The sequence below is a fragment of the Streptomyces sp. NPDC001220 genome (genome assembly GCF_053597895.1).
On sequence record NZ_JBSFJE010000003.1, the window covers coordinates 464,743 to 487,047 of the forward strand.

At 72.5% G+C, this 22,305-nt stretch carries 22 protein-coding genes and 2 pseudogenes; 14 read left to right on the forward strand and 10 right to left on the reverse strand.

Features of this window, described 5'->3' with window-relative positions:
- The first annotated feature begins 181 nt into the window (after positions 1–181).
- Positions 182–2,650, forward strand: coding sequence for a SpoIIE family protein phosphatase (locus tag ACWDGI_RS10005; RefSeq protein WP_450757211.1), 2,469 nt, complete (start codon positions 182–184; stop codon positions 2,648–2,650).
- A gap of 166 nt (positions 2,651–2,816) precedes the next feature.
- On the opposite strand, the gene ACWDGI_RS10010 is transcribed toward ACWDGI_RS10005, so the two are convergent.
- Complete coding sequence (locus tag ACWDGI_RS10010) at positions 2,817–3,017, reverse strand: hypothetical protein (RefSeq protein WP_450757213.1); 201 nt, start codon at positions 3,015–3,017, stop codon at positions 2,817–2,819.
- 652 nt (positions 3,018–3,669) lie between these two features.
- Between ACWDGI_RS10010 and ACWDGI_RS10015 the strand changes: the two genes are divergently transcribed.
- Together ACWDGI_RS10015 and ACWDGI_RS10020 are read left to right on the forward strand one after the other, a co-directional pair.
- A complete protein-coding gene (locus ACWDGI_RS10015) occupies positions 3,670–5,187 on the forward strand; it encodes a hypothetical protein (protein WP_450757215.1) in 1,518 nt (505 codons plus the stop codon).
- Positions 5,188–5,646: 459 nt separating this feature from the next.
- Entirely contained in the window at positions 5,647–7,251 is a 1,605-nt protein-coding gene (locus ACWDGI_RS10020; RefSeq protein ID WP_450757217.1) for an MFS transporter, read from the forward strand.
- A gap of 56 nt (positions 7,252–7,307) precedes the next feature.
- Here the strand turns inward: ACWDGI_RS10020 and gap are convergent, their stop codons facing one another.
- Both gap and ACWDGI_RS10030 read right to left on the reverse strand, forming a co-directional pair.
- Positions 7,308–8,303 carry a type I glyceraldehyde-3-phosphate dehydrogenase gene (gap, locus tag ACWDGI_RS10025; RefSeq protein ID WP_450757219.1) on the reverse strand — a complete coding sequence of 332 codons (996 nt, stop codon included), beginning with the start codon at positions 8,301–8,303 and terminating at the stop codon, positions 7,308–7,310.
- 74 nt (positions 8,304–8,377) lie between these two features.
- A complete protein-coding gene (locus ACWDGI_RS10030; RefSeq protein WP_450757221.1) occupies positions 8,378–8,557 on the reverse strand; it encodes a hypothetical protein in 180 nt (59 codons plus the stop codon).
- A gap of 26 nt (positions 8,558–8,583) precedes the next feature.
- Here ACWDGI_RS10030 and ACWDGI_RS10035 point away from each other — a divergent pair.
- Positions 8,584–8,742, forward strand: a pseudogene (locus ACWDGI_RS10035) (FAD-dependent oxidoreductase); the annotation flags it as partial.
- A gap of 100 nt (positions 8,743–8,842) precedes the next feature.
- Positions 8,843–9,055: a hypothetical protein gene (locus tag ACWDGI_RS10040; RefSeq protein ID WP_450757480.1), complete on the forward strand. Its 213-nt coding sequence runs from the start codon at positions 8,843–8,845 to the stop codon at positions 9,053–9,055.
- 179 nt (positions 9,056–9,234) lie between these two features.
- Here ACWDGI_RS10040 and ACWDGI_RS10045 read toward each other — a convergent pair whose 3' ends face one another.
- From ACWDGI_RS10045 to ACWDGI_RS10055, 3 genes are all read right to left on the reverse strand, one after another.
- A complete protein-coding gene (locus ACWDGI_RS10045) occupies positions 9,235–10,191 on the reverse strand; it encodes a GlxA family transcriptional regulator (protein ID WP_450757223.1) in 957 nt (318 codons plus the stop codon).
- A 63-nt stretch (positions 10,192–10,254) separates the two neighbouring features.
- Complete coding sequence (locus ACWDGI_RS10050; protein WP_450757225.1) at positions 10,255–10,626, reverse strand: low affinity iron permease family protein; 372 nt, start codon at positions 10,624–10,626, stop codon at positions 10,255–10,257.
- Positions 10,627–10,922: 296 nt separating this feature from the next.
- A complete protein-coding gene (locus ACWDGI_RS10055) occupies positions 10,923–12,029 on the reverse strand; it encodes a LacI family DNA-binding transcriptional regulator (RefSeq protein ID WP_450757227.1) in 1,107 nt (368 codons plus the stop codon).
- A 258-nt stretch (positions 12,030–12,287) separates the two neighbouring features.
- On the opposite strand from ACWDGI_RS10055, the gene ACWDGI_RS10060 reads away from it, so the two are divergent.
- Positions 12,288–13,352, forward strand: a complete 1,065-nt coding sequence (locus tag ACWDGI_RS10060) for a glycoside hydrolase family 5 protein (RefSeq protein ID WP_450757229.1) — start codon at positions 12,288–12,290, stop codon at positions 13,350–13,352.
- A gap of 64 nt (positions 13,353–13,416) precedes the next feature.
- On the opposite strand, the pseudogene ACWDGI_RS10065 reads toward ACWDGI_RS10060, so the two are convergent.
- The 4 genes and pseudogenes from ACWDGI_RS10065 to paaI all read right to left on the reverse strand — a co-directional run bounded on the left by ACWDGI_RS10065 (position 13,417) and on the right by paaI (position 16,449).
- Positions 13,417–14,078: pseudogene (locus tag ACWDGI_RS10065) on the reverse strand (DUF5701 family protein).
- A gap of 74 nt (positions 14,079–14,152) precedes the next feature.
- Complete coding sequence (locus ACWDGI_RS10070; RefSeq protein WP_450757230.1) at positions 14,153–14,632, reverse strand: GNAT family N-acetyltransferase; 480 nt, start codon at positions 14,630–14,632, stop codon at positions 14,153–14,155.
- Between the two features lie 42 nt (positions 14,633–14,674).
- Positions 14,675–16,021, reverse strand: coding sequence for a phenylacetate--CoA ligase PaaK (paaK, locus tag ACWDGI_RS10075; protein ID WP_450757232.1), 1,347 nt, complete (start codon positions 16,019–16,021; stop codon positions 14,675–14,677).
- Positions 16,021–16,449, reverse strand: a complete 429-nt coding sequence (paaI, locus tag ACWDGI_RS10080) for a hydroxyphenylacetyl-CoA thioesterase PaaI (RefSeq protein WP_450757234.1) — start codon at positions 16,447–16,449, stop codon at positions 16,021–16,023. The genes paaK and paaI overlap by 1 nt, the downstream gene beginning before the upstream one ends.
- A 94-nt stretch (positions 16,450–16,543) precedes the next feature.
- Between paaI and ACWDGI_RS10085 the strand changes: the two genes are divergently transcribed.
- The 8 genes from ACWDGI_RS10085 to paaD all read left to right on the forward strand — a co-directional run bounded on the left by ACWDGI_RS10085 (position 16,544) and on the right by paaD (position 22,299).
- Positions 16,544–16,711, forward strand: coding sequence for a hypothetical protein (locus tag ACWDGI_RS10085; RefSeq protein ID WP_450757236.1), 168 nt, complete (start codon positions 16,544–16,546; stop codon positions 16,709–16,711).
- Complete coding sequence (locus tag ACWDGI_RS10090; RefSeq protein WP_450757238.1) at positions 16,711–17,931, forward strand: thiolase family protein; 1,221 nt, start codon at positions 16,711–16,713, stop codon at positions 17,929–17,931. The genes ACWDGI_RS10085 and ACWDGI_RS10090 overlap by 1 nt, the downstream gene beginning before the upstream one ends.
- Positions 17,928–18,680 carry an enoyl-CoA hydratase/isomerase family protein gene (locus tag ACWDGI_RS10095; RefSeq protein WP_450757240.1) on the forward strand — a complete coding sequence of 251 codons (753 nt, stop codon included), beginning with the start codon at positions 17,928–17,930 and terminating at the stop codon, positions 18,678–18,680. The genes ACWDGI_RS10090 and ACWDGI_RS10095 overlap by 4 nt, the downstream gene beginning before the upstream one ends.
- Positions 18,677–19,528: a 3-hydroxyacyl-CoA dehydrogenase family protein gene (locus ACWDGI_RS10100; protein WP_450757242.1), complete on the forward strand. Its 852-nt coding sequence runs from the start codon at positions 18,677–18,679 to the stop codon at positions 19,526–19,528. Before ACWDGI_RS10095 ends, ACWDGI_RS10100 begins: the two co-directional genes overlap by 4 nt.
- Positions 19,529–19,691: 163 nt before the next feature.
- Positions 19,692–20,663, forward strand: coding sequence for a 1,2-phenylacetyl-CoA epoxidase subunit PaaA (gene paaA / locus ACWDGI_RS10105; protein WP_450757244.1), 972 nt, complete (start codon positions 19,692–19,694; stop codon positions 20,661–20,663).
- A complete protein-coding gene (gene paaB / locus ACWDGI_RS10110; RefSeq protein WP_360478002.1) occupies positions 20,660–20,950 on the forward strand; it encodes a 1,2-phenylacetyl-CoA epoxidase subunit PaaB in 291 nt (96 codons plus the stop codon). Before paaA ends, paaB begins: the two co-directional genes overlap by 4 nt.
- Positions 20,951–20,959: 9 nt before the next feature.
- Positions 20,960–21,790 (forward strand): 1,2-phenylacetyl-CoA epoxidase subunit PaaC, encoded by an 831-nt coding sequence (gene paaC, locus ACWDGI_RS10115; protein WP_450757246.1) that lies wholly within the window; start codon positions 20,960–20,962, stop codon positions 21,788–21,790.
- Positions 21,784–22,299 carry a 1,2-phenylacetyl-CoA epoxidase subunit PaaD gene (gene paaD / locus ACWDGI_RS10120; RefSeq protein WP_450757248.1) on the forward strand — a complete coding sequence of 172 codons (516 nt, stop codon included), beginning with the start codon at positions 21,784–21,786 and terminating at the stop codon, positions 22,297–22,299. The genes paaC and paaD overlap by 7 nt, the downstream gene beginning before the upstream one ends.
- The last annotated feature ends 6 nt before the right edge of the window (positions 22,300–22,305 follow it).

Consider the following 22,305-nt stretch of genomic DNA (forward strand, 5'->3'; position numbering starts at 1 on the left):
ACCGTCACCACGGCACTTCCATGCTGCCCCCGGCCGCCCGACCGCGCCGACCCGGGCCGAGTACCCCGATCCGCGCGGAGCTCCCGCCCGTGCCCGCCGGCCGCCGCCCGCGGCGCCCCCCGGGGGCGATGCGTATCAGGTGGACAAGCAGGAACATTGGTGTACGTAGAGGATGTAGCCAATGGATTTTCCGCGAGAAGAATTCGACGCGCCGCCCACCGTGGGTCCGCGCGATCTCTTCGACGCCTCCAGCGACGCGGCGGCGGTGCTGTCGGCCGGGGGCGTCGTGATCGGCTGGACCCGGGGCGCCGAGGCCCTGCTCGGCCGCCCGGCCGCCGAGGTGGTCGGCCGGCCCGCGGCCGAGCTGCTCGCCGTGCGCGCCGACCCGGCCCGGGCCGCCGGCGTCGCCGAGCGCTGCCGCTCCGGCATGGGATGGAGCGGGCTCGTCCCGGTACGGCACCGCGACGGCCACACCCTCGAGGTGGACCTGCGGGTCTCCGCCGCCTTCCACATCGACGGCGACGAGTGCTTCCTCCTGTCCGCCCGTGAGCGGCGGCCGCAGTGGACGGTGGGCCAGTCCGTCCTCGACGGGTTCCTGACCCGCTCGCCGATCGGCCTGGCCCTGATGAACCCCGAGCTGCGCTATGTGTGGCTGAACGACACCCTGGAGCGCTTCGGCGGAGTGCCCCGGGAGCAGCGCCTGGGCCGCCGGCTGAGCGAACTGCTGCCCGGGCTGCAGGCGACCACCATCGAAGGCCTGATGCGCAAGGTGCTCACCACCCGGGAGCCGGTCAAGGACTACGAGTACCTCGGCTGGAGCTGGGCCGATCCGCACCGCCAACGCGCCTACTCCACGTCGTTCTTTCCGCTCGTCGACGCCGACGACTCGGTGACCGGCGTCTGCTACATGGTCTCCGACGTCACCGAGCGCTGGAACGCCCGGCAGCGGCTGTCGATGGTCAACGAGGCCGGCACCAGGATCGGCACCACCCTCGACGTGCTGCGCACCGCCCAGGAACTCGCCGACTTCGCCGTCCCCCGCTTCGCCGACTTCGTCATCGTCGACCTCCTGGAGCCCGTCCTCAGCACCGAGGACCACGGGGCCTGGCTGAGCGACGCCGGCCCGGCGCCCACCGGGCCGGCGATGCGGCGTGCCGCGCTGAAGACCGTCCGGGACGGCAACCCCGAAGCCGTGGCGCACGTCGGCGACCCGGTGGACTTCCTGCCCCCGACGTACGGCATCGACCTGCTCGTCAACGGCGAGCCGATCCTCATCCCCGAGCTCGACCCGGAGGACCCGCTGTGGCTCGCCGAGCAGCCCGAGCGGACCGCGCGTATGAGGGAGTACGGACTGCACTCCCTCATCTCGGTCCCGATGCGGGCGCGCAACGCCGCCCTGGGCCTCACCACGTTCGCCCGCTCGCTCAACCCGGTCTCCTTCCAGCCCGACGACGTCCTGCTCGCCCAGGAACTGGTCGCGCGCGCCGCCGTCTGCGTCGACAACGCCCGCCGCTACACCAGGGAGCACACGGCGGCCGTCACCCTGCAGCGCAGCCTGCTGCCCCAGGCCCTGTCGGGCGGTACCGCCCTGGACGTGGCGTCCTCCTACCTGCCGGCGGACGCGACGGACGGCGTCGGCGGTGACTGGTTCGACGTCATCCCGCTGTCCGGCGCCCGGGTCGGCCTGGTCGTCGGCGACGTGGTCGGCCACGGCCTCGGCGCGGCGGCGAGCATGGGCCGGCTGCGCACCGCCGTCCAGACGCTCGCCGACATGGAGCTGCCCCCCGACGAACTCCTCGCCCACCTCGACGACCTGGTGCTGCGGCTGGGGGAGGAGGAGAACGGGAGCACGGCCTGCCAGGGCAGCACGGCCACGTTCGTCGGAGCGACCTGTCTGTACGCGGTCTACGACCCGGTGACCCGGCGGTGCGTCATGGCCCGGGCCGGACACCCGCCACCGGTCGTCGTGGCACCCGACGGGCGGACCTGGTTCGTCGAGATGCCCGCGGGACCGCCGCTCGGGCTCGGCGGCATGGCCTTCGAGGCGATCGAGATCGAACTCGCCGAGAACAGCCTCCTCGGGCTCTACACCGACGGCCTCATCGAAGGCGCCGACCAGGACGTCGAACGCGGCATGGCCCGCCTCCGCGCCGCGCTGGCCGACCCCGGCGCCGACCTCGCCACGCTGTGCACGGCCGCCGTGCAGCAGCTGGTCCCCGTGCCCCAGCCCGACGACATCGCCCTGCTCCTGGCCCGCACCCACGCCCTGGGCGCCGACCATGTCGTCTCCTGGGAGGTGCCCGTGGACCCGGCCGCCGTCGCCGACGTGCGGGCCCGGGCGGTCCGCCAGGTGGTGGCGTGGGGCTACGACGAGCTGGCGGTGACCACCGAACTCATCGTCAGCGAACTGGTCACCAACGCCATCCGCTACGCCGCCCCGCCCATCCGGCTGAAACTGCTGCGGGACTCCCGGCTGACCTGCGAGGTCGCCGACGCCAGCAGCACGGCACCCCGCCTGCGGCACGCCCGCAGCATGGACGAGGGCGGCCGCGGCCTCTTCCTGGTGGCCCAGCTCGCCCACCGCTGGGGCGCCCGCTACACCGGGGAGGGCAAGATCATCTGGGCCGAGCAGGAGATCCCGCCGGACTAGGCGGCCCCGCCTCCCGCCGGACTGGGCTGCCCCGCCTCCGGCCGGACTGGGCTGCCCTGCCTCCGGCCGGACTGGGCTGCCCTGCCTCCCGCCGGACTGGGCTGCCCCGCCTCCCGCCGGGTGGGACCAGGGCACGGGCCGGTGTCCGGCCGGCCCGCGATGGTGGTCACTTGCCGGGTGAGGTCTCGCGGGGCGCCACGATGTCCAGGACGGCCATCATGCCCATGTCCTCGTCCGGCGCGGGCTGCCGGGTGGAGTGGGCGTCCCCCGTCGAGGTCCGGTCCCCGCAGCCGGCCAACCAGCCGGTGGTGAGGAGCAGGCCGGCGACCGGCCAGGCCAGCGTGGAACGGATGCGGGACCGGGTCACATCTCTCCCAGAGAAGCCGGGCGACCGGGCGGCGGCGCCACGCCCGAGGTATCGACGTCACGACGGTCCGGCCGACGGTCCGTCAGCCGGAATGTAAGAGGGAGGCACCCCGTCGCCCGACGTGCCACGCTCACCAGGCGGCGGTAACCACGCGAGGCGGCAGGGCTTTCACGCGGATGGCGGCAGGGGAGCGGTCGGCCGGGCGGACCGGGAGCGGCACGGATGTCCCAGGCTCTGTCGAATTCGCACGTTTGGCCGTACGCTGTCAATTCCGAGGGATTCGGCAGCAATTGGGGGAGCCGCCATGTCCGGGGATGCGTACGGTCCGCATCAAGGACCGCCGAATCAGGAGCCGCCGAACCAAGGGCCTCCGGACCCAGGGCCTCCGAACCAGGGGCCGCCCTATCAAGGGCCTCCGGACCAGGAGTCTCCCTACCAGGGGCCTCCCTATCAAGGACCCCCGAGCCAAGAGCCTCCCTATCACGAGCCCCCGTATCAAGGGCCTCCGAATCGAGGACATCCCCAGCCGGGACCCTCCGGCCACGGGTTCCCGGAGCAGGGTTTCGCCGGCCAGGGCTCCCTGGGTCAGGGGTTCTCGGGTCAGGGGTTCTCGCGGCAGGGATTCCCGACCCCGGGTTCTCTCGTCCCGCCGATGCCGTCGAGTCCGCCGCCCGCCCCGCCGGACGGCCTGCGCGCCGCCGCCGTGGCCCTGCTCAACCTGACCGGGCTCGGCCTCGGCTATCTGCTCGTCCGAAGATGGCTCCCGCTGGCCGTGTGCCTGGCGGCGACCGCCGTCCTGCTGCTCGTCGCGCTGCCCGCGGACGCCGACGGCGTGCCCGGAGCCGCGCTCGTCGGCTATGCCGTGTTCCTGCTGCTCGCGGCCCTCCACGGCGCGTTCGTCGGCGTGCGTACCCGGCTGGTGTGGCCGGGACAGCGGCCCGTCGCGCTCGTGCTGGGCGTGGTCCTCCTCGCCGTCCCGGTGGGCGGCGCGCTCTGGTACGACAGTGCCCGGAAGGAAGCCGTCGAACGCGCGCTCCTCGACCGTCTCGACGGCGCCGACGAACGGGTCGACGCGGCCCGGCAGAAGGACTTCGCCACCGCCAGGTCCGAGTACCAGGACGCCCTCGCCGTCTACCGCGACCTCGCGGTCCACCACTCCGGCTCCCGGGCCGCCGCCCAGGTCCCCGACCGTATGAAGACGTACTACACGACGGTCGCGGCGGCCTACGGCCACCAGGACTACTGCGCGGCGGTCGCACCGCTGACATACCTGCGGACGGTGCCCGACTCGATACCCAGGGACCAGCTCGGCACGCTCACGCACTGGCCCGACGACCGGCTGGCCACCTCGCTGTACGAGTGCGGAGCGGGCGGTCTCGCCGACGGCGGGGACGACTGGGTCCCCCAGTTCGGGGAACTCCTGAGCACCTTCCCCGACTCCGGCCAGGCCGCCAAGGTCGTCCCCGCCGTGGACGCGGCCGAGAAGAAGGCGGCGAAGGCCGTCGCCGGAAAGGATCCCTGTGGCGCCGTCGAGCGGCTGCACACGCTGAACACCCAGATCGGCCGGCTGTCGAACGGGACCGGCACCGAGGCCGACGGCCTGGTCAAGGTCGCCGACCGGGCCGACCGCAGCGGTGACTCGGGGGAGTACGCGTGCGGTGTCAGGCAGTACCGGGACGGCGACTACGCGCAGGCGCAGCAGACCATGCAGCAGTTCGTCACCGACAGCCCGCACGACAGGAACCGCGACCACGCCCGCAAGATCGCCATCGGTGCCGAGGTCGCCCAGACGCTCCCGGCCGCCGGCAAGAAGCTGCCCACCATGGCGTCCGGCGGCGGCATCTCGGTGACCGTCAGGAACGACAGCCCCGACGAGATCACCGTCCTCTACACCGGCCCGGTCACCGGCAGTTTCACCCTCGGGCCGTGCGGCAGCTGCGAGGCGTACTCGTTCGCCTCCTCGCTGCTCCCCGGCTGGGAGCCGTGCGGCGACAGCGGCAAGCACTATCCGCAGCACACGATCAGCCTCCCGCCCGGCACCACGTACTTCGTGCACAAACCGAAGAACGACAGCACGGCCACCCCGGGTTCCGACACCGCCAAACTGCGCTACGGCTACCTCTACACGGAGTGCGCGTACACGACGCAGACACTGGGGTCGACCTACTAGACGGGCTGCCCAGCAGGGCTGGTGCCGGTACCGCTGCTCGGTGATCGCGGTGATCGCGGTGATCGCGGTGAGCTGCCCGGGCCGGTCACCGCGGTCGGGACGGGCGCGGGACCGCCGACCGGGTGCCGCGGTGCGGCGGCCTTCTCCGGGGGCGCGGTGGGGCAGGCGTCAGCGGCGTTCACCTTAGGTTGCAGGTCCAAGGGCATCTCCGCAGGCCACGCCTCGGTATACGGTCCGTAGCGCTCGCCCCGACAGAACTGGCCCACGTCAACGAAGATTCCGGCCGAACCCTCCGCGCAGGCGCCGCGCGGCCCGCCGACGGGATCGACATGACCGGGTCCGCGCTGTCGGAGCGGCGGTAGAGCCGCGGTGCGCCGGTCGACCGGGAGTCGACAGGCCGCCGATCACCGCCCCAGCACGTCGCCCTGTCACTCCACTGCTTCGAGGTGCCCTGTGGCCATGCCTTCTCCTGCCGCGTCCCCGTCCGCGCCGCCCGACACGGGCACCCGGCACATCACGGTCACCGTCGTGCTGGCCTGCCTGGGCGTGTTCGTCTCCTACCTGCCGGTCGTCGGTGTCTCCGTCGCGCTGCCGGTCATGCAACAGGCACTCGACGCCTCCACCGTCGGGCTCCAGTGGATCACCGACGCCTTCATCCTGCCGACCGCGGCACTGCTGCTGACCTGCGGCATGGTGGGTGACCTGTACGGTCGTAAGAAGACGTATCTGGCCGGGCTGGCACTGTTCTGCCTCGGCTGCCTGGTGTGCCTGACCGCCGGCGGCGTCGTCCAGGTCTGTGTGGGCCAGGCGCTCACCGGTGTCGGCACGGCCGCGCTGCTGCCGTCCACGCTCGCCCTGATCGGCCATGTCATCCCGGACCCCCGCAGGCGCGCCCGGGCGATAGCCCTGTGGACGGCCGCCCTCGGCCTCGGACTCACCCTCGGCCCGGTGGTCAACGGCGTCATCGTGGAGCACGCGAGCTGGCGGTGGATCTTCCTGCCCTCGCTCGTCCTCGCCGTGGTCACGGCCGTGATCGGCGCCGTCGTACTGACCGACTCCCGCGCCGAGCGCGAACGCCACCTGGACATCCCCGGGCAGCTGCTGGCCGTCGTCGCCATCACCGGACTCGTCTACGGCGTCATCGAGGGCGGCAGCGACGGCTGGTCGTCGGCCCGGGCGGTGATCGCCTTCGTGGCCGCCGCGGCCGGCGCGGTCGGCTTCGTCCTCGTGGAACTCCGGTCCTCCTGCCCGATGCTGGACATGCGCCTGTTCACGTCGGCGGCGTTCTCGGGAGCGGCGCTCGTCATGGCCGTCACCCTGTTCGCCCAGGTCGGCCTGGTCTTCGCGCTGAGCGAGTACTTCGGGCTCGTGCACCACGCCTCGACGCTGGACATCGGCATCCGCCTCATCGCCATCAACGGCTTCACGGTGGTGCTCGGCCCGCTGGTCGGGCGGCTGATGAACCGGGCCACGCCCGGCCTGCTCCTGGTCACCGGCCTGGTGATCGGCGGGATCGGCGCCCTCGTCATGAACGTCTTCCAGGCCGGCACCGGCACCGGCGAGGCCGCCCTGGTGATCGGCGTGCTCGGCATCGGCATCGCGCTCGCCATGGCGCCGATCACCACCATCGCCATGGACGCCCTGCCGCACCGGCTCGGGGGCACCGCCGCCGCGGCCAACAGCGCGCTCCGCCAGATCGGCAGCGCCCTCGGTCCGGCCGTCTTCGGCGTCATCCTCACCCACCGCACCCTGGCCACCCTGCCCGGACACCTCGCCTCGTCCGGGCTGAGCCCCGCCGACCAGGGGCAGGTCGGCGGACTGGTGTCCGGCGTGGGTATCCAGGCGGGAGCCTTCCTGCACCTGAACACCCCCGAGAGCACCGGACAGGCCCAGGCCGCCTACGGCGCGAGCTTCACCGACGCCCTGCACACCTGCGCCCTCGTCGGCGGGATCGGCATGCTGGTGGCCGCGGTCATCGCCGTGGCCCTGATCGGCATCCGCCCGGCACGGGCCCCGCAGGCCAGGGCGGAGGCGACGGCACACCCCGCCGGGGCCGCGAGCTGACGCGCACCGCGAAGCGGCCGGCCGTTTGACGAAGGCCGGCCGCTCCGCCGGGCCCGCTAGCGTGCGAGCAGCTCGAGGGTGTCGATCACCCGGTTCGAGAAGCCCCACTCGTTGTCGTACCAGGCGACCACCTTGACGTGGCGGCCGTCGACGCGGGTGAGGGCCGAGTCGAAGATCGCCGACGCCGGGTTGCCGGTGATGTCCGAGGAGACCAGCGCGTCGTCCGAGTATTCGAGGACGCCCGCGAGCGGCCCCTCCGCGGCGGCACGGTACGCAGCCAGCACGTCGTCGCGCGTCACGTCACGGGCGACCGTCGTGTTGAGCTCGACGATCGAGCCCACCGGGACCGGCACCCGGATCGAGTCGCCGGACAGCCTGCCGTCGAGGTTCGGCAGCACCAGGCCGATCGCCTTGGCGGCGCCGGTCGTGGTCGGCACGATGTTGACACCGGCGGCACGGGCGCGACGGGGGTCGCGGTGCGGGCCGTCCTGCAGGTTCTGCTCCTGCGTGTAGGCGTGCACCGTGGTCATGAACCCGTGCTCGATACCGGCGAGTTCGTCGAGGACGGCGGCGAGCGGCGCGAGCGCGTTGGTCGTGCACGAGGCGTTGGAGACGACCGTGTGCGTGTCCGGGTCGTAGGCACCGGTGTTCACGCCGTACGCGAGCGTGACGTCGGCACCGTCCGACGGTGCGCTGACCAGGACCTTCCGGGCACCGGCGTCGAGGTGGGCGCGGGCCGCCTTGGCCGACGTGAAACGGCCGGTCGACTCCAGCACGATGTCCACGCCGAGCGCGGCCCACGGCAGCTGCGACGGTTCCCGCTCGGCGAGCACCTTGATACGGCGGCCGTCCACGACGAGGACGTCCCCGTCCACGGTCACCGGGCGCCCGAGGCGGCCCGCCGTGGAGTCGAAGGCGAGCAGCCGTGCCAGAGCGGTGGGCTCCGTGAGGTCGTTGACGGCGACGATCTCCAGGTCGCTGTCCCGCTCCAGCAGGGCGCGCAGCACATTGCGTCCGATGCGGCCGAATCCGTTGATGGCGATACGAGTCATAAGTGGTGTCCCTTCGCTACGCCACCAGGTTCGCGGGCCGCGCCCGGCCACGACAGCGGCGAGATCGCCATGGTTCAAAAGGATCCCGCCACACCGGCCGCCGGGTGGGCAAGGCCCCGGGAGGCGGCGTACACGTCGGCCCAGTGGATCGCGTGGTCCCGTTCCAGACGGTTGCCGTGCGCGGCGCTCGACGTGCCGGGCCGCCGGGTGCGCCTGGCCGACGGCGCGAGCGTCGGCTTCGACGCGCTGGTCATCGCCACCGGTGTGGCCCCCCCGGCGCATGCCCGGCAGCGACCTGGCCGGAGTCCACCTCCTGCGTACCCTCGACGACGCGATCGCCCTGCGCGCCGCGCTGCGGGCCGGGCCCCGGGTGGTCGTGGTCGGGGCCGGATTCCTCGGCACCGAGGTCGCCGCGGCCGCCCGGACCGTGGGCCTGGAGGTGGCCGTGGTCGAGCCCGAGCCGGTCCCGGTGCGGCGCCCGTTCGGGGACCGTATCGGTCTGGACCGACCAGTACGACACCAGGATCCAGGCGTACGGCATCTTCCCGCCGGGTACGGAGCTGCGGTTCGTCCACGGCGACCCGTCGGACGGTCACTTGGCCGCCGCCTACGGGCACCACGGGAGGGTGGTCGGCGTACTCGGCTGGAACGCCCCGCGGCAGGTGCGCACGCTGGGCCGTCTGGTCGTCGACCGCACGCCGTGGACAGCGTTCCGGGCCGCCCCCGCGCGCAGCCCGGCGATCGTGAACTGACCGCCCTTTCCGCATCGGAAGCGACGAGAGAGGAGCGCCGGTGACCACCGAACTGAGTCCCCGCCCCGCAGGCAGCGCCCCCGGCGTCCGGGCCCGCGGTCGGGCATCTGGACCGGCGCCGGGGAACGTCGGCGCGGCCGAGTGTGAACCCGTGCTCGACCGGCGTCGTCCTGTGGCCGCTACTCGCCCTTGGTGAAAGTGCGCCGGTAGTCGCTCGGTGTCGTACCGAGAATCCGCTGGAAGTGCAGCCGCAGGTTCGCCCCGGTGCCGAGACCGACGTCGTCGGCGATCTGCTCGACGCTCCGCTCCGACCGCTCCAGCAGTTCCCGGGCCAGGTCGATCCGGGCACGCATCACCCACTGCATCGGCGTGTACCCGGTGTCCTCGACGAACCGCCGCGAGAACGTACGTGCCGACACCCCCGCATGCCGGGCGAGCGCGTCGAGGGTGAGCGGCTCGCCGAGCCGGTGCAGCGCCCACTCGCGGGTCACCGCGAACCGCTCACCCAGCGGCTCGGGCACACTGCGCGGCACGTACTGCGCCTGGCCGCCGCTGCGGTAGGGGGCCGCGACCAGCCGCCGGGCCGCGTGGTTCGACGCGGCCACCCCGAGGTCACCGCGCAGGATGTGCAGGCACAGGTCGATGCCCGAGGCGGCGCCGGCCGACGTCAGCACGCTGCCCTCGTCGACGAACAGCACGTTCTCGTCGACCTTGACCAGCGGATGTTTCTCGGCGAGCGCGCGCGTGTAGTGCCAGTGCGTGGTGGCGCGCCGGCCGTCGAGCAGTCCCGTCGCGGCGAGCGCGAAGGCCCCCGTCGAGATGGCCGCCAGCCGCGCGCCCCGCTCGTGTGCGGCGAGCAGCGCGTCGACGACCGCCCGCGGCGGGTCCTCCCGGTCCGGGAACCGGTACCCGGGCACGAACACGATCTCCGCCCACTCCAGCGCGTCCAGCCCATGAGCGACGTGGTACGACAGCCCGTCGCCGCCGGTGACCAGTCCGGGCGCCGCACCGCACACCCGTACCTCGTACGGCATGCTCGCCCGGGTCGTGAACACCTGCGCCGGGATACCCACGTCGAGGGGCTTCGCCCCCTCCAGCACGAGGACGGCGACATGATGCAGGCAGGTGGGAGGCACGTCGAACAGGGTACGAGGACACGACCGACGCCCGGCACGGCCCGCTCACCCGGCTCGGCGGAGTCAGAGCTCCTCCTCCATCCGGATCACCTTGCGCAGCTCCGCCGCCGCTTCCTCCGGGGTGTCGCCCTCCCGCTGATCGAGCAGCGCGGCGGCGATGCTGTCGAGCTTGCGCTGGATGGCGTGTTCCGCGCGGCGCTCGGAGTTCTTCAGCAGGGCGAGCAGCAGCAGGTTCAGGGAGGTCATGACATCACCGACGAGGAGCTGCCAGCTCAGGTCGAGGCCCGCGGCATGGACGGCGACGAAGGCCGCGATCAGGGTCAGACAGAAACACATGAACAGCAGGGAGCTGGTGACGTTCGAGGCCGCCTCCGCCAGCCGCTCGAACCAGCCCCGGCCGTTGCGGGTGCGCTCGGCGGGATGCGTCGTGGACATGGAGCTTGGACGCCTGACCTTCCACGTCCGTGCGGTGCCGGTCACCGCGTTCGGCGGCCGGGTACCCCGCACCGCGCACCTCACCCGCCCCGCGGCCGCCGCGCCACGAACACGAACTCCCGCCCCGGAGGGTCGGGCGCACCCCGACCCCCGTGACCGCGGACCCGTTCGGGTGTGCGCGCCCGGGGACTGCGGCCCAGGGCCCGGGCCGGACGAGTTCGGTGCCGTGCCCGACGCCCCGCGAGTACGCCGGCCGGTACCGCCTGAGCCGGCCGGGGTGCCGTTGCGACGGCAGGTCAGCCGCGGCCCGGTGAACTGCGCGGCGGCGCGGTGCTGTCCCTGACCACCAGACGGGCCGGGACGAGATCGGTGCCGGGACGGGAGTCGTCCCCGGTGCTGATCTGGCGCAGGACGCCCTCGACGCAGCGGCGGCCGACCTCGGCGAAGTCCTGGTGGACGGTGGTGAGGGGCGGGATGAAGAAGGCCGCGTCGGGGGTGTCGTCGAACCCCACGACACTCACGTCGGCGGGCACGGACCGGCCCTGCTCGTGGAAGGCGCGCAGCAGACCCAGGGCCATCTGGTCGTTGGACGCGAACACCGCGGTGCAGTCGGGCTCCCGGGCCAGCGCGAGCCCGGCCGCGTAACCGGACTCGGCGGACCAGTCGCCGTGCAGCGGCGCCGGAACCGGGCGTCCGGCCTCCTCCAGCTCGGCCCGCCAGGCCTGGGTGCGGCGCTGGCCCGCGTACGACGTCCCGGGACCGGTCACGTGCCACACGGTCCGGTGGCCCAGCTCCAGCAGATGCCGTACGGCCTTCCGGGCGCCGTCGGCCTGGTCGGTGTCGACCACGCTGTGGCGGTCCCCGGCGTCCGAGTCCACGACCACCACATGGACGCCGGGCGGCAGTTGGACCGTGCTGGTGTCGAGCAGATGGATCTCCATGATGACGATCACGGCGTCCACCGCCAGCTCGCCCATCCGCGTGAACGCCCCCAGCACGTTGTCCTGCGTGGCCACGTCGATGGGGATGAGGGTGATCGCGTACCCCTCGGCCGCGGCATGGGTGGCGATCGCCTCCAGGGTACGGCTGCTGCCCGTCGAGGAGAGGCTGAACAGGATCACACCGATGGTGTTGAACCGGCCGTAACGCAGGGCGCGGGCCGCGCTGTTGGGGCGGTAACCGAGCTCCCGCATCGCGGCCAGCACCTGCTCCCGGGTGGAACTGATCACGCCGGCATGGCCGTTGGAGACCCGGGAGACCGTCTGTGAGGAGACACCGGCGAGCTCGGCGACGTCCGCCATCGAGACCCGCTGCTTCCGGCGCCCGCCCGGCACCCCGGAACCGCCCCGCCGCGCACCGCCCGTGGCCGACGGCACCGGTGCCCCCGGCTCGTTCAGCTCCATCGGCTCACCCCTCAAGTCTCCTTCACGTACCGGATGTTACGGAGCGGGAAACCTTGACGGCCGCAGGAGCGGATGCCACGATTCCGACGCTTTCGAGTTTACGTAAACATCGCGGTGTGAACAGCCCGGCACGGAGATCTCCGTGCCGCGTCGTGCAGCGGATGTTCACGTAAACACACCCGATCGATGTTTACGTGAACATCCGACCGGGGCAACGAGCCGCCGCGCCGAGCCGCCTTCTCCTGAAAGGGCACGTTGATGCGCAAGACCCCCGCCGGAACCCGGATCACCCCTCGCCAGCGCGCCGCCCTGGCGGCGGTCGCGATCGCCGCGGTCGGCGCCACGACCCTCACCGGCAGCCCAGCCTCCGCCTCCGCCGCGGTGCCGGGCCACGGCACCAGCCAGTTCAAGGGCGTCAACTGGGCCGACCCGCGCGACAACTACGCCGACGACCCGGTGGTCCTCTCCGGCCTGTCGCTCTCCGACAGCTACGCGCAGACCTACGCCAAGGCGACCCGGGTGATCGCCGCGTTCCGCGCCAACCTCGGGGCCAACACCGTTCGGCTGCCCATCAACCCCTACACGGTGAACGGTTCCTACTGGAAGTCCTACCGCGGAGTCGTCGACGCGGCCTCGGCGCAGGGCTTCAAGGTGATCGTCTCCTACTGGGAGGGCACCGGCGCGAACAAGGACGGCTTCATCGACGACGAGGCCACCTACTGGCCGATGTGGAACACCGTCGTGAAGGCCTACCGGCACGACCCGCACGTCTACTTCGAGCCGATGAACGAGCCGCACGGCTACACCGACGCCGAGTGGGCCGACCTCGCCGCCAAGTGGCTGGCGACGTATCCGTCCGTCCCGCACGACCGCGTCTTCGTCAGCGGCGCCGGCTACAACGACCACGTCACCACCGTCTGTGCCGACCCGCGTCTGAAGGGGACCTACCTCTCCCTGCACCACTACGGCTTCTGGAAGAGCTACGCCACCTACGACCAGTGGGCGGCAGACCTGAAGGAGCGGCTCGGCGACTGCGCGGGCCGGACCGTCGCCGACGAGTTCGGCGCCCCGATGACCACGGGCCTCGACTACGACGTGCCGACGCCCGACGACAACTCCGTCAACTTCATCCAGGCCGACACGGACCTGTTCCGCGAGCTCGGCATGGGCTCGGTGTACTGGCCCGGCCTGCGCACCGACGACACCTACTCGATCCAGAAGCTCGTCGGCGACACCTCCCGCCCCTGGCTGGCCACCACCAACCAGTCCGGCGCCGACCGCCTCGCCTGGGCGTGGGGCCGCGGCAGGCCGGTGAGCGGCTGACCGACTCCGGGAGGCCGCGGTGCCGCGGTGCGCCACGAGCACCGCGGCCTCCCGGAGTCGCGTCCTATCGGACTCGGCGGCCCGCTGCCGAGGCGAACCCCAGCCAGGTGTGCCGGTTACCGGCCCAGCACCAGCCCACCTTGGGCGCGTTGCGGCGCTCACGGCCGTCCCGCCCGGTGCCGTTGCTGATCCAGATCGCCGGAGTGCGCGCGTCCAGGGCGCCGTTGGCCTTGCGCAGCCGCGAACCGATGGTCATGAAGCAGTGGTTGCGCTCCAGGACGGCGGGCTGTTGCAGCACCCAGTGGAGGCCCTCGCTGAGCAGCAGCGGGGTGCGCTCCTGCGCGGTGAGCGCGGGCAGCGCCTTTCCGGGCTCCAGTTCGCCATCCGGTCGCCCCGGTCGAGACCGGTGAGGACGTAGAGCGGGGCGTCGGGCAGCGCGATCGTGTCGAGCGGGGCGAAGAGGTCGGCGTCGGTCATGTCGGTGACGACGAACCCCGGCCTGCCGTCGTGCCGGAGCAGCGGCGCGAGCACGGAGGCGGGGGCGTGCTGCGGATGGACGGCGAGCAGGGCACCCGGCCCGGCAGGGGTTGCGGCGGCGGCGCGGACCTCGGCCGCGGACAGCCCGGCGATCTCGTGCACTCCCGACTCGATGAGCCGGTCGGCCTGCGTGCGGAGGGACGGGAGTGCGGGGAGGACGGTGGCGGTGACGGACGCGGATACGGGCACGATGCTCCCTGGGTCGGGGACGGGATCGGCCCTGAGGCAACGAGGCGGTCCGCCCGGATGTTCCCGCAAATCCCCTACAGACGGCGCAGATACGTCAGACCGGGGTGGCCGGAGAGCCGCGTCTCGCCGGTGACGGTGAAGCCGGCCCGGGCCAGGACGGCCCGGGACGCCGTGTTGTCGAGAGTGGTCGCGGCCCGCAGGAACGTCAGTCCGTATCCGGTGGCGGCGAGGCCGCAGATCTCCCGCGCGGCCCAGGTCGCAAGCCCCCGCCCCGCGGCCCGCTCCGCGATCCGGTAACCGAGGTCGGCGCCGCCGTCCGCCACGTCGAACAGGTTGACCCGCCCCAGCACTTCGCCCGCATCGCCGGCCACCACATGGAAGTAGCAGATCCCGGCGTCCTGTTCGGCGAGGAGCGCGCGGTGCCGCTCCTCGAACCGGGCGAAGTATTCGTCACCGCGGTCGGGGATGGACGCCGCGAAGTAGGCGCGGTTCTCCTGCTCGAAGGCGAGGATCGCCGGGGCGTGGTCCGGGCGGAGCAGCTGCAACTCGGGCATGCGCAGGACAGTAGGCACCCCGGCCGTCCGCCCGCCAGCGTATTAGCCCCTGCGCAGGTCCTTGACCCGGCGGAGTTTGCCGAGGGAACGCTCCAGGGTCTCCGGGTCGACGATGTCGACCGCCACGGTGACGCCCACGCCGTCCTTGATGCCCTGGGCGATCGTCCTCGCGGCGGCCTCACGGTCGGCGGGACCGGCGTCGGGCCGGGCCTCCACGCGGACGGTCATGTGGTCCATCCGGCCGCGCTGAGTGATCTGGATCTGGAAGTGCGGGGCCACGCCGGGCGTGCGCAGCACGATCTCCTCCACCTGGCTGGGGAAGACGTTCACCCCGCGCAGGATGATCATGTCGTCGCAGCGGCCGGTGATCTTCTCGATCCGGCGCAGGCCGGGACGCGCGGTGCCGGGCAGCAGTCGCGTCAGGTCCCGGGTGCGGTAGCGGATGATGGGCAGCGCCTCCTTGGTGAGCGAGGTGAAGACCAGCTCACCGTTCTCGCCCTCGGCCAGCACCTCGTCGGTCAGCGGGTCCACCACCTCGGGGAGGAAGTGGTCCTCCCAGACGTGCAGCCCGTCCTTGGTCTCCACGCACTCCTGGGCGACACCCGGGCCGATGACCTCGGACAGCCCGTAGATGTCGACCGCGTGGATGTCCAGGCGCTCCTCGATCTCACGGCGCATCTCCTCCGTCCAGGGTTCGGCACCGAAGATGCCGACCTCCAGGGAGGTGGAGCGGGGATCGATGCCCTGACGCTCGAACTCGTCGAGCAGGGTCAGCATGTAGGAGGGCGTGACCATGATGATCTCGGGACGGAAGTCCTGGATGATCTGCACCTGCCGCGCGGTCATGCCGCCGGAGGCGGGGATCACGGTGCACCCGGCGCGTTCCGCGCCGTAGTGGGCGCCCAGACCGCCGGTGAACAGGCCGTAGCCGTACGAGATGTGCACCTTGTGCCCGGGCCGGCCGCCGGCCGCCCGGATGGAGCGGGCGACGACGTCCGCCCACATGGACAGGTCGTTGTCGGTGTAGCCGACCACGGTGGGGCGGCCGGTGGTGCCGCTGGAGGCGTGTACGCGCCGCACCTCGGACATCGGGACGGCGAACATGCCGAAGGGGTAGGTGTCCCGCAGGTCCGCCTTGGTCGTGAAGGGGAAGCGGGCGAGGTCCGCGAGGGTCCGGCAGTCCTCGGGCCGCACACCGGCCGCGTCGAACTTCTCGCGGTACAGCTCCACGTTGTCGTACGCGTGCCGCAGCGTCGCGCGCAGCCGGGTGAGCTGGAGCGAGGCCAGCTCCTCGCGGGACATCCGCTCGGCGTCGTCCAGGAGCGCCTCGGGGAGCGGCTCCCCCCGGCGGGTGGCCCTCGGCTCGGGCGCGATCACTTCGCTGCTCATCACGGCTCCTCAATCCGCGCGCGGAGGGTGCGACTGCGGCCGCGGAACTCCGCGATCACTTCGTCTCCGCGCACAACGCTCACGTCGTAGACACCGCTGCGGCCGAACCGAACGCGCTCCCGCGCCGTGGCCACCAGCACATCGCCTTCGTACGCGGGCGCGATGAAGGCGATGTCGGCGCCGGCGGCGACGGTCACGGGACCGTGGCTGTTGCAGGCACAGGCGAACGCGGTGTCGGCGAGGAGGAAGAGATAGCCGCCGTGGGCGATCCGATGCCCGTTGACCTGCGAGGGCGCCACGGTCATCCGCAGTACGGCAGTTCCCTCGCCGTGCTCGAGCAGCTCGATGCCGAGCCCCTGTGACGCCTCGTCCGCGGCGAACATCGTCTCGACGGGGCCAGGCGTCGTATCCGGTACCCGGGTCGTCATTTCCACCACCTTGTGGACCGACCGAACATTCGGTTAGCGTGCGGTGTGGTCAAGGTAATCCAGCGAGACCCCCGCATGTCAAGAGGTGTGCCGCATGCCGCAGAAGACCCCTGAGAGGCCCGACCGCCTCGCCCGTCACCGCACTCCGATCGAGCGTGCGGCGGACGCCGTGACGAGCCGCGGCCACCGGTCCGCGTACCCGGAGTCACCGAGCAGATCCGTCCACGGCGAGTACGCCGCGAAGGGCAGGGAGGCCGCCTGATGCCGGACGTCTACCTGATCGACGGGGCCCGCACCCCGCAGGGCCGCTACGGCGGTGCCCTGGCCGCCGTCCGCCCCGACGACCTCGCCGCCCTCGTCGTCGCCGAGGCCGTGCGGCGCGCCGGAGCGCCCGGCGAGGCCGTGGACGAGGTCGTTCTCGGAGCCGCCAACCAGGCGGGCGAGGACAACCGGGACGTCGCCCGGATGGCGGTACTGCTCGCCGGCCTGCCGCACACCGTGCCCGGCTACACCGTCAACCGCCTGTGCGCGTCCGGCCTGACCGCGGTGGCGTCGGCGGCCCAGACGATCCGCGCCGGGGAGGCCGGCCTGGTGGTCGCCGGGGGAGTGGAGTCCATGACCCGGGCGCCCTGGGTGATGGAGAAGCCCGGCACTCCGTGGGCCAAGCCGGGTCAGGTGTACGACACCGCTCTCGGCTGGCGGTTCACCAACCCGCGCTTCACCGCCGCCGACCGTGCCGTCCCCGGGGACGCCGGGCCGGAGGCGGTCAAGGTCACGCTGTCCATGGGCGAGACCGCGGAGGAGGTCGCGGCCCTGGACGGCATCACCCGGGCCGAGTCCGACGCCTTCGCCCTGCGCAGCCACCAGCGGGCCGTGGCCGCACAGGAGGCGGGCCGCTTCGACCGCGAGATCGTCCCCGTCCCCGTGCGTGACGGCGAGGTGACCCGGGACGAGGGCCCCCGCCCCGGCACCACCCTGGAGAAGCTGGGCTCCCTGCGGACCGTCTTCCGCGAGAACGGCATCGTCACCGCGGGCTCGTCCTCCCCGCTGTCCGACGGCGCGGCGGCCCTGACGGTCGCCAGTGCCGATGCGGTGGAGCGCTACGGCCTCACCCCCCGGGCCCGGATCGTCGCCTCGGCCTCCGCCGGGGTACAGCCCAACCTCATGGGTCTGGGGCCGGTCCCCGCCACCCAGAAGGCGCTGGCCCGGGCCGGCTGGGGGACCGGCGACCTGGACGCCGTGGAACTCAACGAGGCGTTCGCCGTACAGGCCCTGGCCGTCATCCGCCGTCTCAAGCTCGACGAGGACAAGGTCAACGCCGACGGCGGCGCCATCGCCCTCGGGCATCCGCTCGGCTGCTCCGGCGCCCGCATCCTGCTCACCCTCCTGGGTCGCCTGGAATGCGAGAACGGCCGTCGTGGCCTCGCCACGCTCTGCGTCGGCGTGGGCCAGGGCGTCGCACTGCTGGTGGAGCGGGTGTGAGCACGTCTTCGTCGTACGACACGCTGCTGGTGGAGGAGCGGGCCGACCGGGTCGTCGTCACCCTCCACCGCCCCGAGGCCCGCAACGCCATCAGCGGCCGCATGATCAGCGAACTGCACCAGGTGTGCGAGAAGTTGGAGCGCGAGCCCAGGCTGCTCCTCCTGACCGGCCACGGCGGGGTCTTCGCGGGCGGCGCCGACATCGCCGAGCTGCTGGAGCGCGGCCGAGACGAGGCGCTCCAGGGCATCAACAGCCGACTGTTCGAACGCGTCCGGCGGCTGCCCATGCCCACCCTGGCCGCTGTCGAGGGCTGGGCGCTGGGCGGCGGAGCCGAGCTGGCCTACGCCTGCGACCTGCGGATCGCCGGCCCCGGTGCCGTCTTCGGCAACCCCGAGCCGGGTCTCGGCATCCTCGCGGCGGCCGGCGCCTGCTGGCGGCTGCCCGAACTGGTCGGGGAGTCGGTCGCCAAGCAGATCCTGCTCGCCGGCCGCAACCTCGACGCCCCGGCGGCGCTCGCCGCGGGTCTGGTCATGGAGGTCGTTCCCGCCGAGGAACTGCTGGCGAGCGCCCACGCGCTGCTCGACCGCATGGCGCGGTCCTCGGCCACGGCCCTGCGGCTGACCAAGCTCGTCGTCGACTCGCCCGGGGCCCACCCGGTCGCCGACGACCTGGCGCAGGCCGTGCTCTTCGAGGGCGCGGACAAGAAGGACCGCATGACACGTTTTCTCGAGAAGAGGAGTCGCGCATGACCTCGGCACCCGACACCGTCGCCGTCATCGGCGGCGGCCTGATGGGCGCGGGGATCGCCCAGTCGTTCGCCACCGCCGGCTCCGCCGTGACCGTGGTGGAGAGCGGGGCGGAGGCCGCCGCCGCGGCGCTGGAGCGGATCGGCGGCAGTCTGCGGCGGGCCGGGGAGCGCGGCCACCTGAGCGAGCCCGCGGAGCGGGTGGCCGCCCGGGTGACCGTCGTGCCCGCGGTGGACGCCCTGTCACCGGGGACCGAACTGGTCGTGGAAGCGGTACCGGAGGACGCGGCGCTCAAGGCCCGCCTGCTGAAGGCCGCCGAGGAGGCGGTGGGCGACACGACCGTCCTGGCCACCAACACCAGCTCCTTGTCGGTCACCGACCTCGCCGCCGTGCTCAGGCGACCGGAACGGTTCCTCGGGATGCACTTCTTCAACCCGGTGCCCGCCTCCGCACTCGTCGAGATCGTCGTCGCCCCCGACACCGCCGAGCACACCGTGCGGGCCGCTCTGGAGTGGACCAGAGCCCTGGGCAAGCAGGACGTCGTGGTCAAGGACTCGCCCGGCTTCGCCAGCAGCCGGCTCGGCCTGGTCCTGGGGCTGGAGGCGATCCGCATGGTCGAGGAGGGCGTCGCCGCGCCCGAGGCCATCGACGACGCGATGCGGCTCGGCTACAAGCACCCCATGGGGCCGCTGCGCCTGACCGACCTGGTCGGGCTCGACGTCCGGCTCGCCATCGCCGAACATTTGCACGCCACCCTCGGTGACCGCTTCGCACCGCCGCGGCTGCTGCGCGAGAAGGTGGCCCGCGGCGAACTCGGACAGAAGACGGGCCGGGGCTTCTACACCTGGTGACCGGCGCGGGCCGGCACGGCACGGTGCGCGCCGTCCCCGGCGGACGGTGGCCCGCGCGGACGGCCGCCTTTTGCCGGGCACCGATCCGGTGCGGCCCTTGCCAGACCAGGGAGGGCATACCTTATGATGAACCGAACGAATGGTCGGTAGGGAGTGGGTGGAGATGACTGAAGCGGCCGGAAGGGACGCCGAGCACGACCTGGAGTCCCATTTCGAGGCGACGATCTCGCGCGACCAGCGGATCGAACCGCGCGACTGGATGCCCGAGGGGTACCGCAGGACGCTGGTCCGGCAGATCGCCCAGCATGCGCACTCGGAGATCATCGGCATGCAGCCGGAAGGCGAGTGGATCACCAGGGCGCCCTCGCTGCGCCGCAAGGCGATCCTGTTCGCCAAGGTCCAGGACGAGGCCGGCCACGGCCTGTACCTGTACTCGGCCGCCGAGACCCTGGGCGTCGACCGGGCCGACCTCACCCAGCGACTCCTCGAAGGCCGCCAGAAGTACTCGTCGATCTTCAATTACCCCACGCCCAGCTTCGCGGACGTCGGGGTCATCGGCTGGTTCGTCGACGGCGCGGCCATCTGCAACCAGGTCCCCCTGTGCCGCAGCTCGTACGGGCCCTACGCCCGCGCCATGGTGCGGGTCTGCAAGGAGGAGTCCTTCCACCAGCGGCAGGGCTACGAGCTGCTGATGACCATGATGCGCGGCACCGACGCGCAGCGGGAGATGGTGCAGGACGCGGTGGACCGCTGGTGGTGGCCGTCCCTGATGATGTTCGGCCCGCCCGACGCCGACTCGCCCAACTCCGCGCAGTCGATGGCCTGGAAGATCAAGCGGCACAGCAACGACGAACTGCGCCAGCGCTTCGTCGACATGACCGTGCCCCAGGCGGCCAGGCTCGGCGTGACCCTGCCCGACCCCGAACTGCGCTGGAACGAGGAGCGCGGCCGGCACGACTTCGGCACCCCCGACTTCTCCGAACTCAAGGAAGTCATCAGCGGCAACGGCCCCTGCAACGCGGAGCGGATGCAGCGCAGGCGCGACGCCCACGAGGAGGGCGCCTGGGTGCGTGCGGCCGCCGGCGCGCACGCCGCCAAGCAGGCCGCCCGGGCACGTAAGGAGACAGTCGCATGAGCGACTCGGAGAACTGGCCCCTGTACGAGGTGTTCATCCGCGGCAAGCGCGGCCTCAACCACGTCCACGTCGGCTCACTGCACGCGGCGGACGACGAGATGGCCCTCACCCACGCCCGCGATCTCTACACCCGGCGCAACGAAGGCGTCAGCATCTGGGCCGTGCGCTCGGACCACATCGCCGCCTCCACCCGGGACGAGAAGGACCCCTTCTTCGCCCCCAGCGCCGACAAGGTCTACCGGCACCCGACCTTCTACGACATCCCCGACGATGTCCCGCACATCTAGGAGCCGGTGATGAGCGACGACCACGTCTACCTTTCGCTGGCCGAGGGCCACGACGACGGCGACGCCCGCTGGGCCTTCGGCACCGGCTTCGAGGACCCGCTGCACGGCGTCGACACCGCCGTACCCGAGGGCGTCGACGCCACCGCACTGGCCGGCCACTGCCTGGCGCTCGGCGACGACGCCCTGGTCCTGGCCCAGCGGCTCGCCGAATGGGTCACCCGCGCCCCCGAACTGGAGGAGGAGGTGGCGCTGGCCAACATCGGGCTCGACCTGCTCGGCCAGACGCGCCTGCTGTACGCGCGCTGCGGCCAGGTGGACGGCACCGGCCGTACGGAGGACGCCTACGCCTACTTCCGTGACGCCGGCGACTTCCGCAACGTACGCCTCGCCGAACTCCCCAACGGCGACTTCGCCTTCTCCGTCCTGCGGCTGCTGGTGTTCGCCAGCTGGCGCCTCGCCCACTTCACCGGACTGGCCTCCACGCCCGACCCGGTACTCGCGGCGATCGCGGCCAAGGGCGTGAAGGAGCTGACCTACCACCGGCAGTACGCCGCCGAATGGGTCGTACGCCTGGGCGACGGCACCGAAGAGTCCCGCGCGCGCATGCTGACCGCCCTGGAATCACAGGCTCCCTACTGGGAGGAACTGTTCGCCGCGCAGGACGTGCGCGAGGCGGTCCTCGCCGATCTCCAGCAGGTCCTCGACGCGGCCGGACTCCCCGTGCCGCACACCGCGCCCCTGCCCGGCCACGGCCGGCACGGCGGACACACCGAACACCTCGCCCCGCTCCTGGCCGAGCTGCAGAGCGTGGCCCGCGCCCACCCGGAGGCGACATGGTGACCGTCCTGTCCGACGTCCGGCGGGCCCGGCACCTCGCCGAACAGGTCCCCGACCCCGAACTTCCCATGCTCACGCTGGCCGACCTCGGGGTACTGCGGACGGTGACGATCGAGGCCGACGGTACGGTGGTCGCCGGTCTCACCCCCACCTACTCGGGCTGCCCCGCCATGGCCGAGATGCGGGCCGGGGTCGCCGCCCGCCTGCGGGACGCCGGGTTCGACCGCGTCGAGATCCGTACGGTCCTCGACCCGCCGTGGACGAGCGACTGGATCACCCCCGAAGGGCGCCGCAAGCTCGCCGCACACGGCATCGCACCGCCCACGACGGCACCGCGGCAGCCCACCGGTCCCGTCCCGCTGAACCTGTCACCGACCCGGCGCACGGTCACCTGCCCGCGCTGCGGATCGGCCGACACCGAGGAGACCTCCCGCTTCGCGGCCACCTCCTGCAAGGCGCTGTGGCGGTGCCTGGCCTGCCGCGAGCCGTTCGAGTACGTCAAGGAGATCTGATGGCAG

Excerpts from the sequence above, each read along its gene's own strand:
- ACWDGI_RS10005 (WP_450757211.1), top strand. The coding sequence starts at position 182 with ATGGATTTTCCGCGAGAAGAATTCGACGCGCCGCCCACCGTGGGTCCG.
- ACWDGI_RS10015 (WP_450757215.1), top strand. The coding sequence starts at position 3,670 with ATGCCGTCGAGTCCGCCGCCCGCCCCGCCGGACGGCCTGCGCGCCGCC.
- ACWDGI_RS10020 (WP_450757217.1), top strand. The coding sequence starts at position 5,647 with ATGCCTTCTCCTGCCGCGTCCCCGTCCGCGCCGCCCGACACGGGCACC.
- gap (WP_450757219.1), bottom strand. The coding sequence starts at position 8,303 with ATGACTCGTATCGCCATCAACGGATTCGGCCGCATCGGACGCAATGTG.
- ACWDGI_RS10030 (WP_450757221.1), bottom strand. The coding sequence starts at position 8,557 with ATGACCAGCGCGTCGAAGCCGACGCTCGCGCCGTCGGCCAGGCGCACC.
- ACWDGI_RS10050 (WP_450757225.1), bottom strand. The coding sequence starts at position 10,626 with ATGTCCACGACGCATCCCGCCGAGCGCACCCGCAACGGCCGGGGCTGG.
- ACWDGI_RS10055 (WP_450757227.1), bottom strand. The coding sequence starts at position 12,029 with ATGGAGCTGAACGAGCCGGGGGCACCGGTGCCGTCGGCCACGGGCGGT.
- ACWDGI_RS10060 (WP_450757229.1), top strand. The coding sequence starts at position 12,288 with ATGCGCAAGACCCCCGCCGGAACCCGGATCACCCCTCGCCAGCGCGCC.
- ACWDGI_RS10070 (WP_450757230.1), bottom strand. The coding sequence starts at position 14,632 with ATGCCCGAGTTGCAGCTGCTCCGCCCGGACCACGCCCCGGCGATCCTC.
- paaK (WP_450757232.1), bottom strand. The coding sequence starts at position 16,021 with ATGAGCAGCGAAGTGATCGCGCCCGAGCCGAGGGCCACCCGCCGGGGG.
- paaI (WP_450757234.1), bottom strand. The coding sequence starts at position 16,449 with ATGACGACCCGGGTACCGGATACGACGCCTGGCCCCGTCGAGACGATG.
- ACWDGI_RS10085 (WP_450757236.1), top strand. The coding sequence starts at position 16,544 with ATGCCGCAGAAGACCCCTGAGAGGCCCGACCGCCTCGCCCGTCACCGC.
- ACWDGI_RS10090 (WP_450757238.1), top strand. The coding sequence starts at position 16,711 with ATGCCGGACGTCTACCTGATCGACGGGGCCCGCACCCCGCAGGGCCGC.
- ACWDGI_RS10100 (WP_450757242.1), top strand. The coding sequence starts at position 18,677 with ATGACCTCGGCACCCGACACCGTCGCCGTCATCGGCGGCGGCCTGATG.
- paaA (WP_450757244.1), top strand. The coding sequence starts at position 19,692 with ATGACTGAAGCGGCCGGAAGGGACGCCGAGCACGACCTGGAGTCCCAT.
- paaB (WP_360478002.1), top strand. The coding sequence starts at position 20,660 with ATGAGCGACTCGGAGAACTGGCCCCTGTACGAGGTGTTCATCCGCGGC.
- paaC (WP_450757246.1), top strand. The coding sequence starts at position 20,960 with ATGAGCGACGACCACGTCTACCTTTCGCTGGCCGAGGGCCACGACGAC.
- paaD (WP_450757248.1), top strand. The coding sequence starts at position 21,784 with ATGGTGACCGTCCTGTCCGACGTCCGGCGGGCCCGGCACCTCGCCGAA.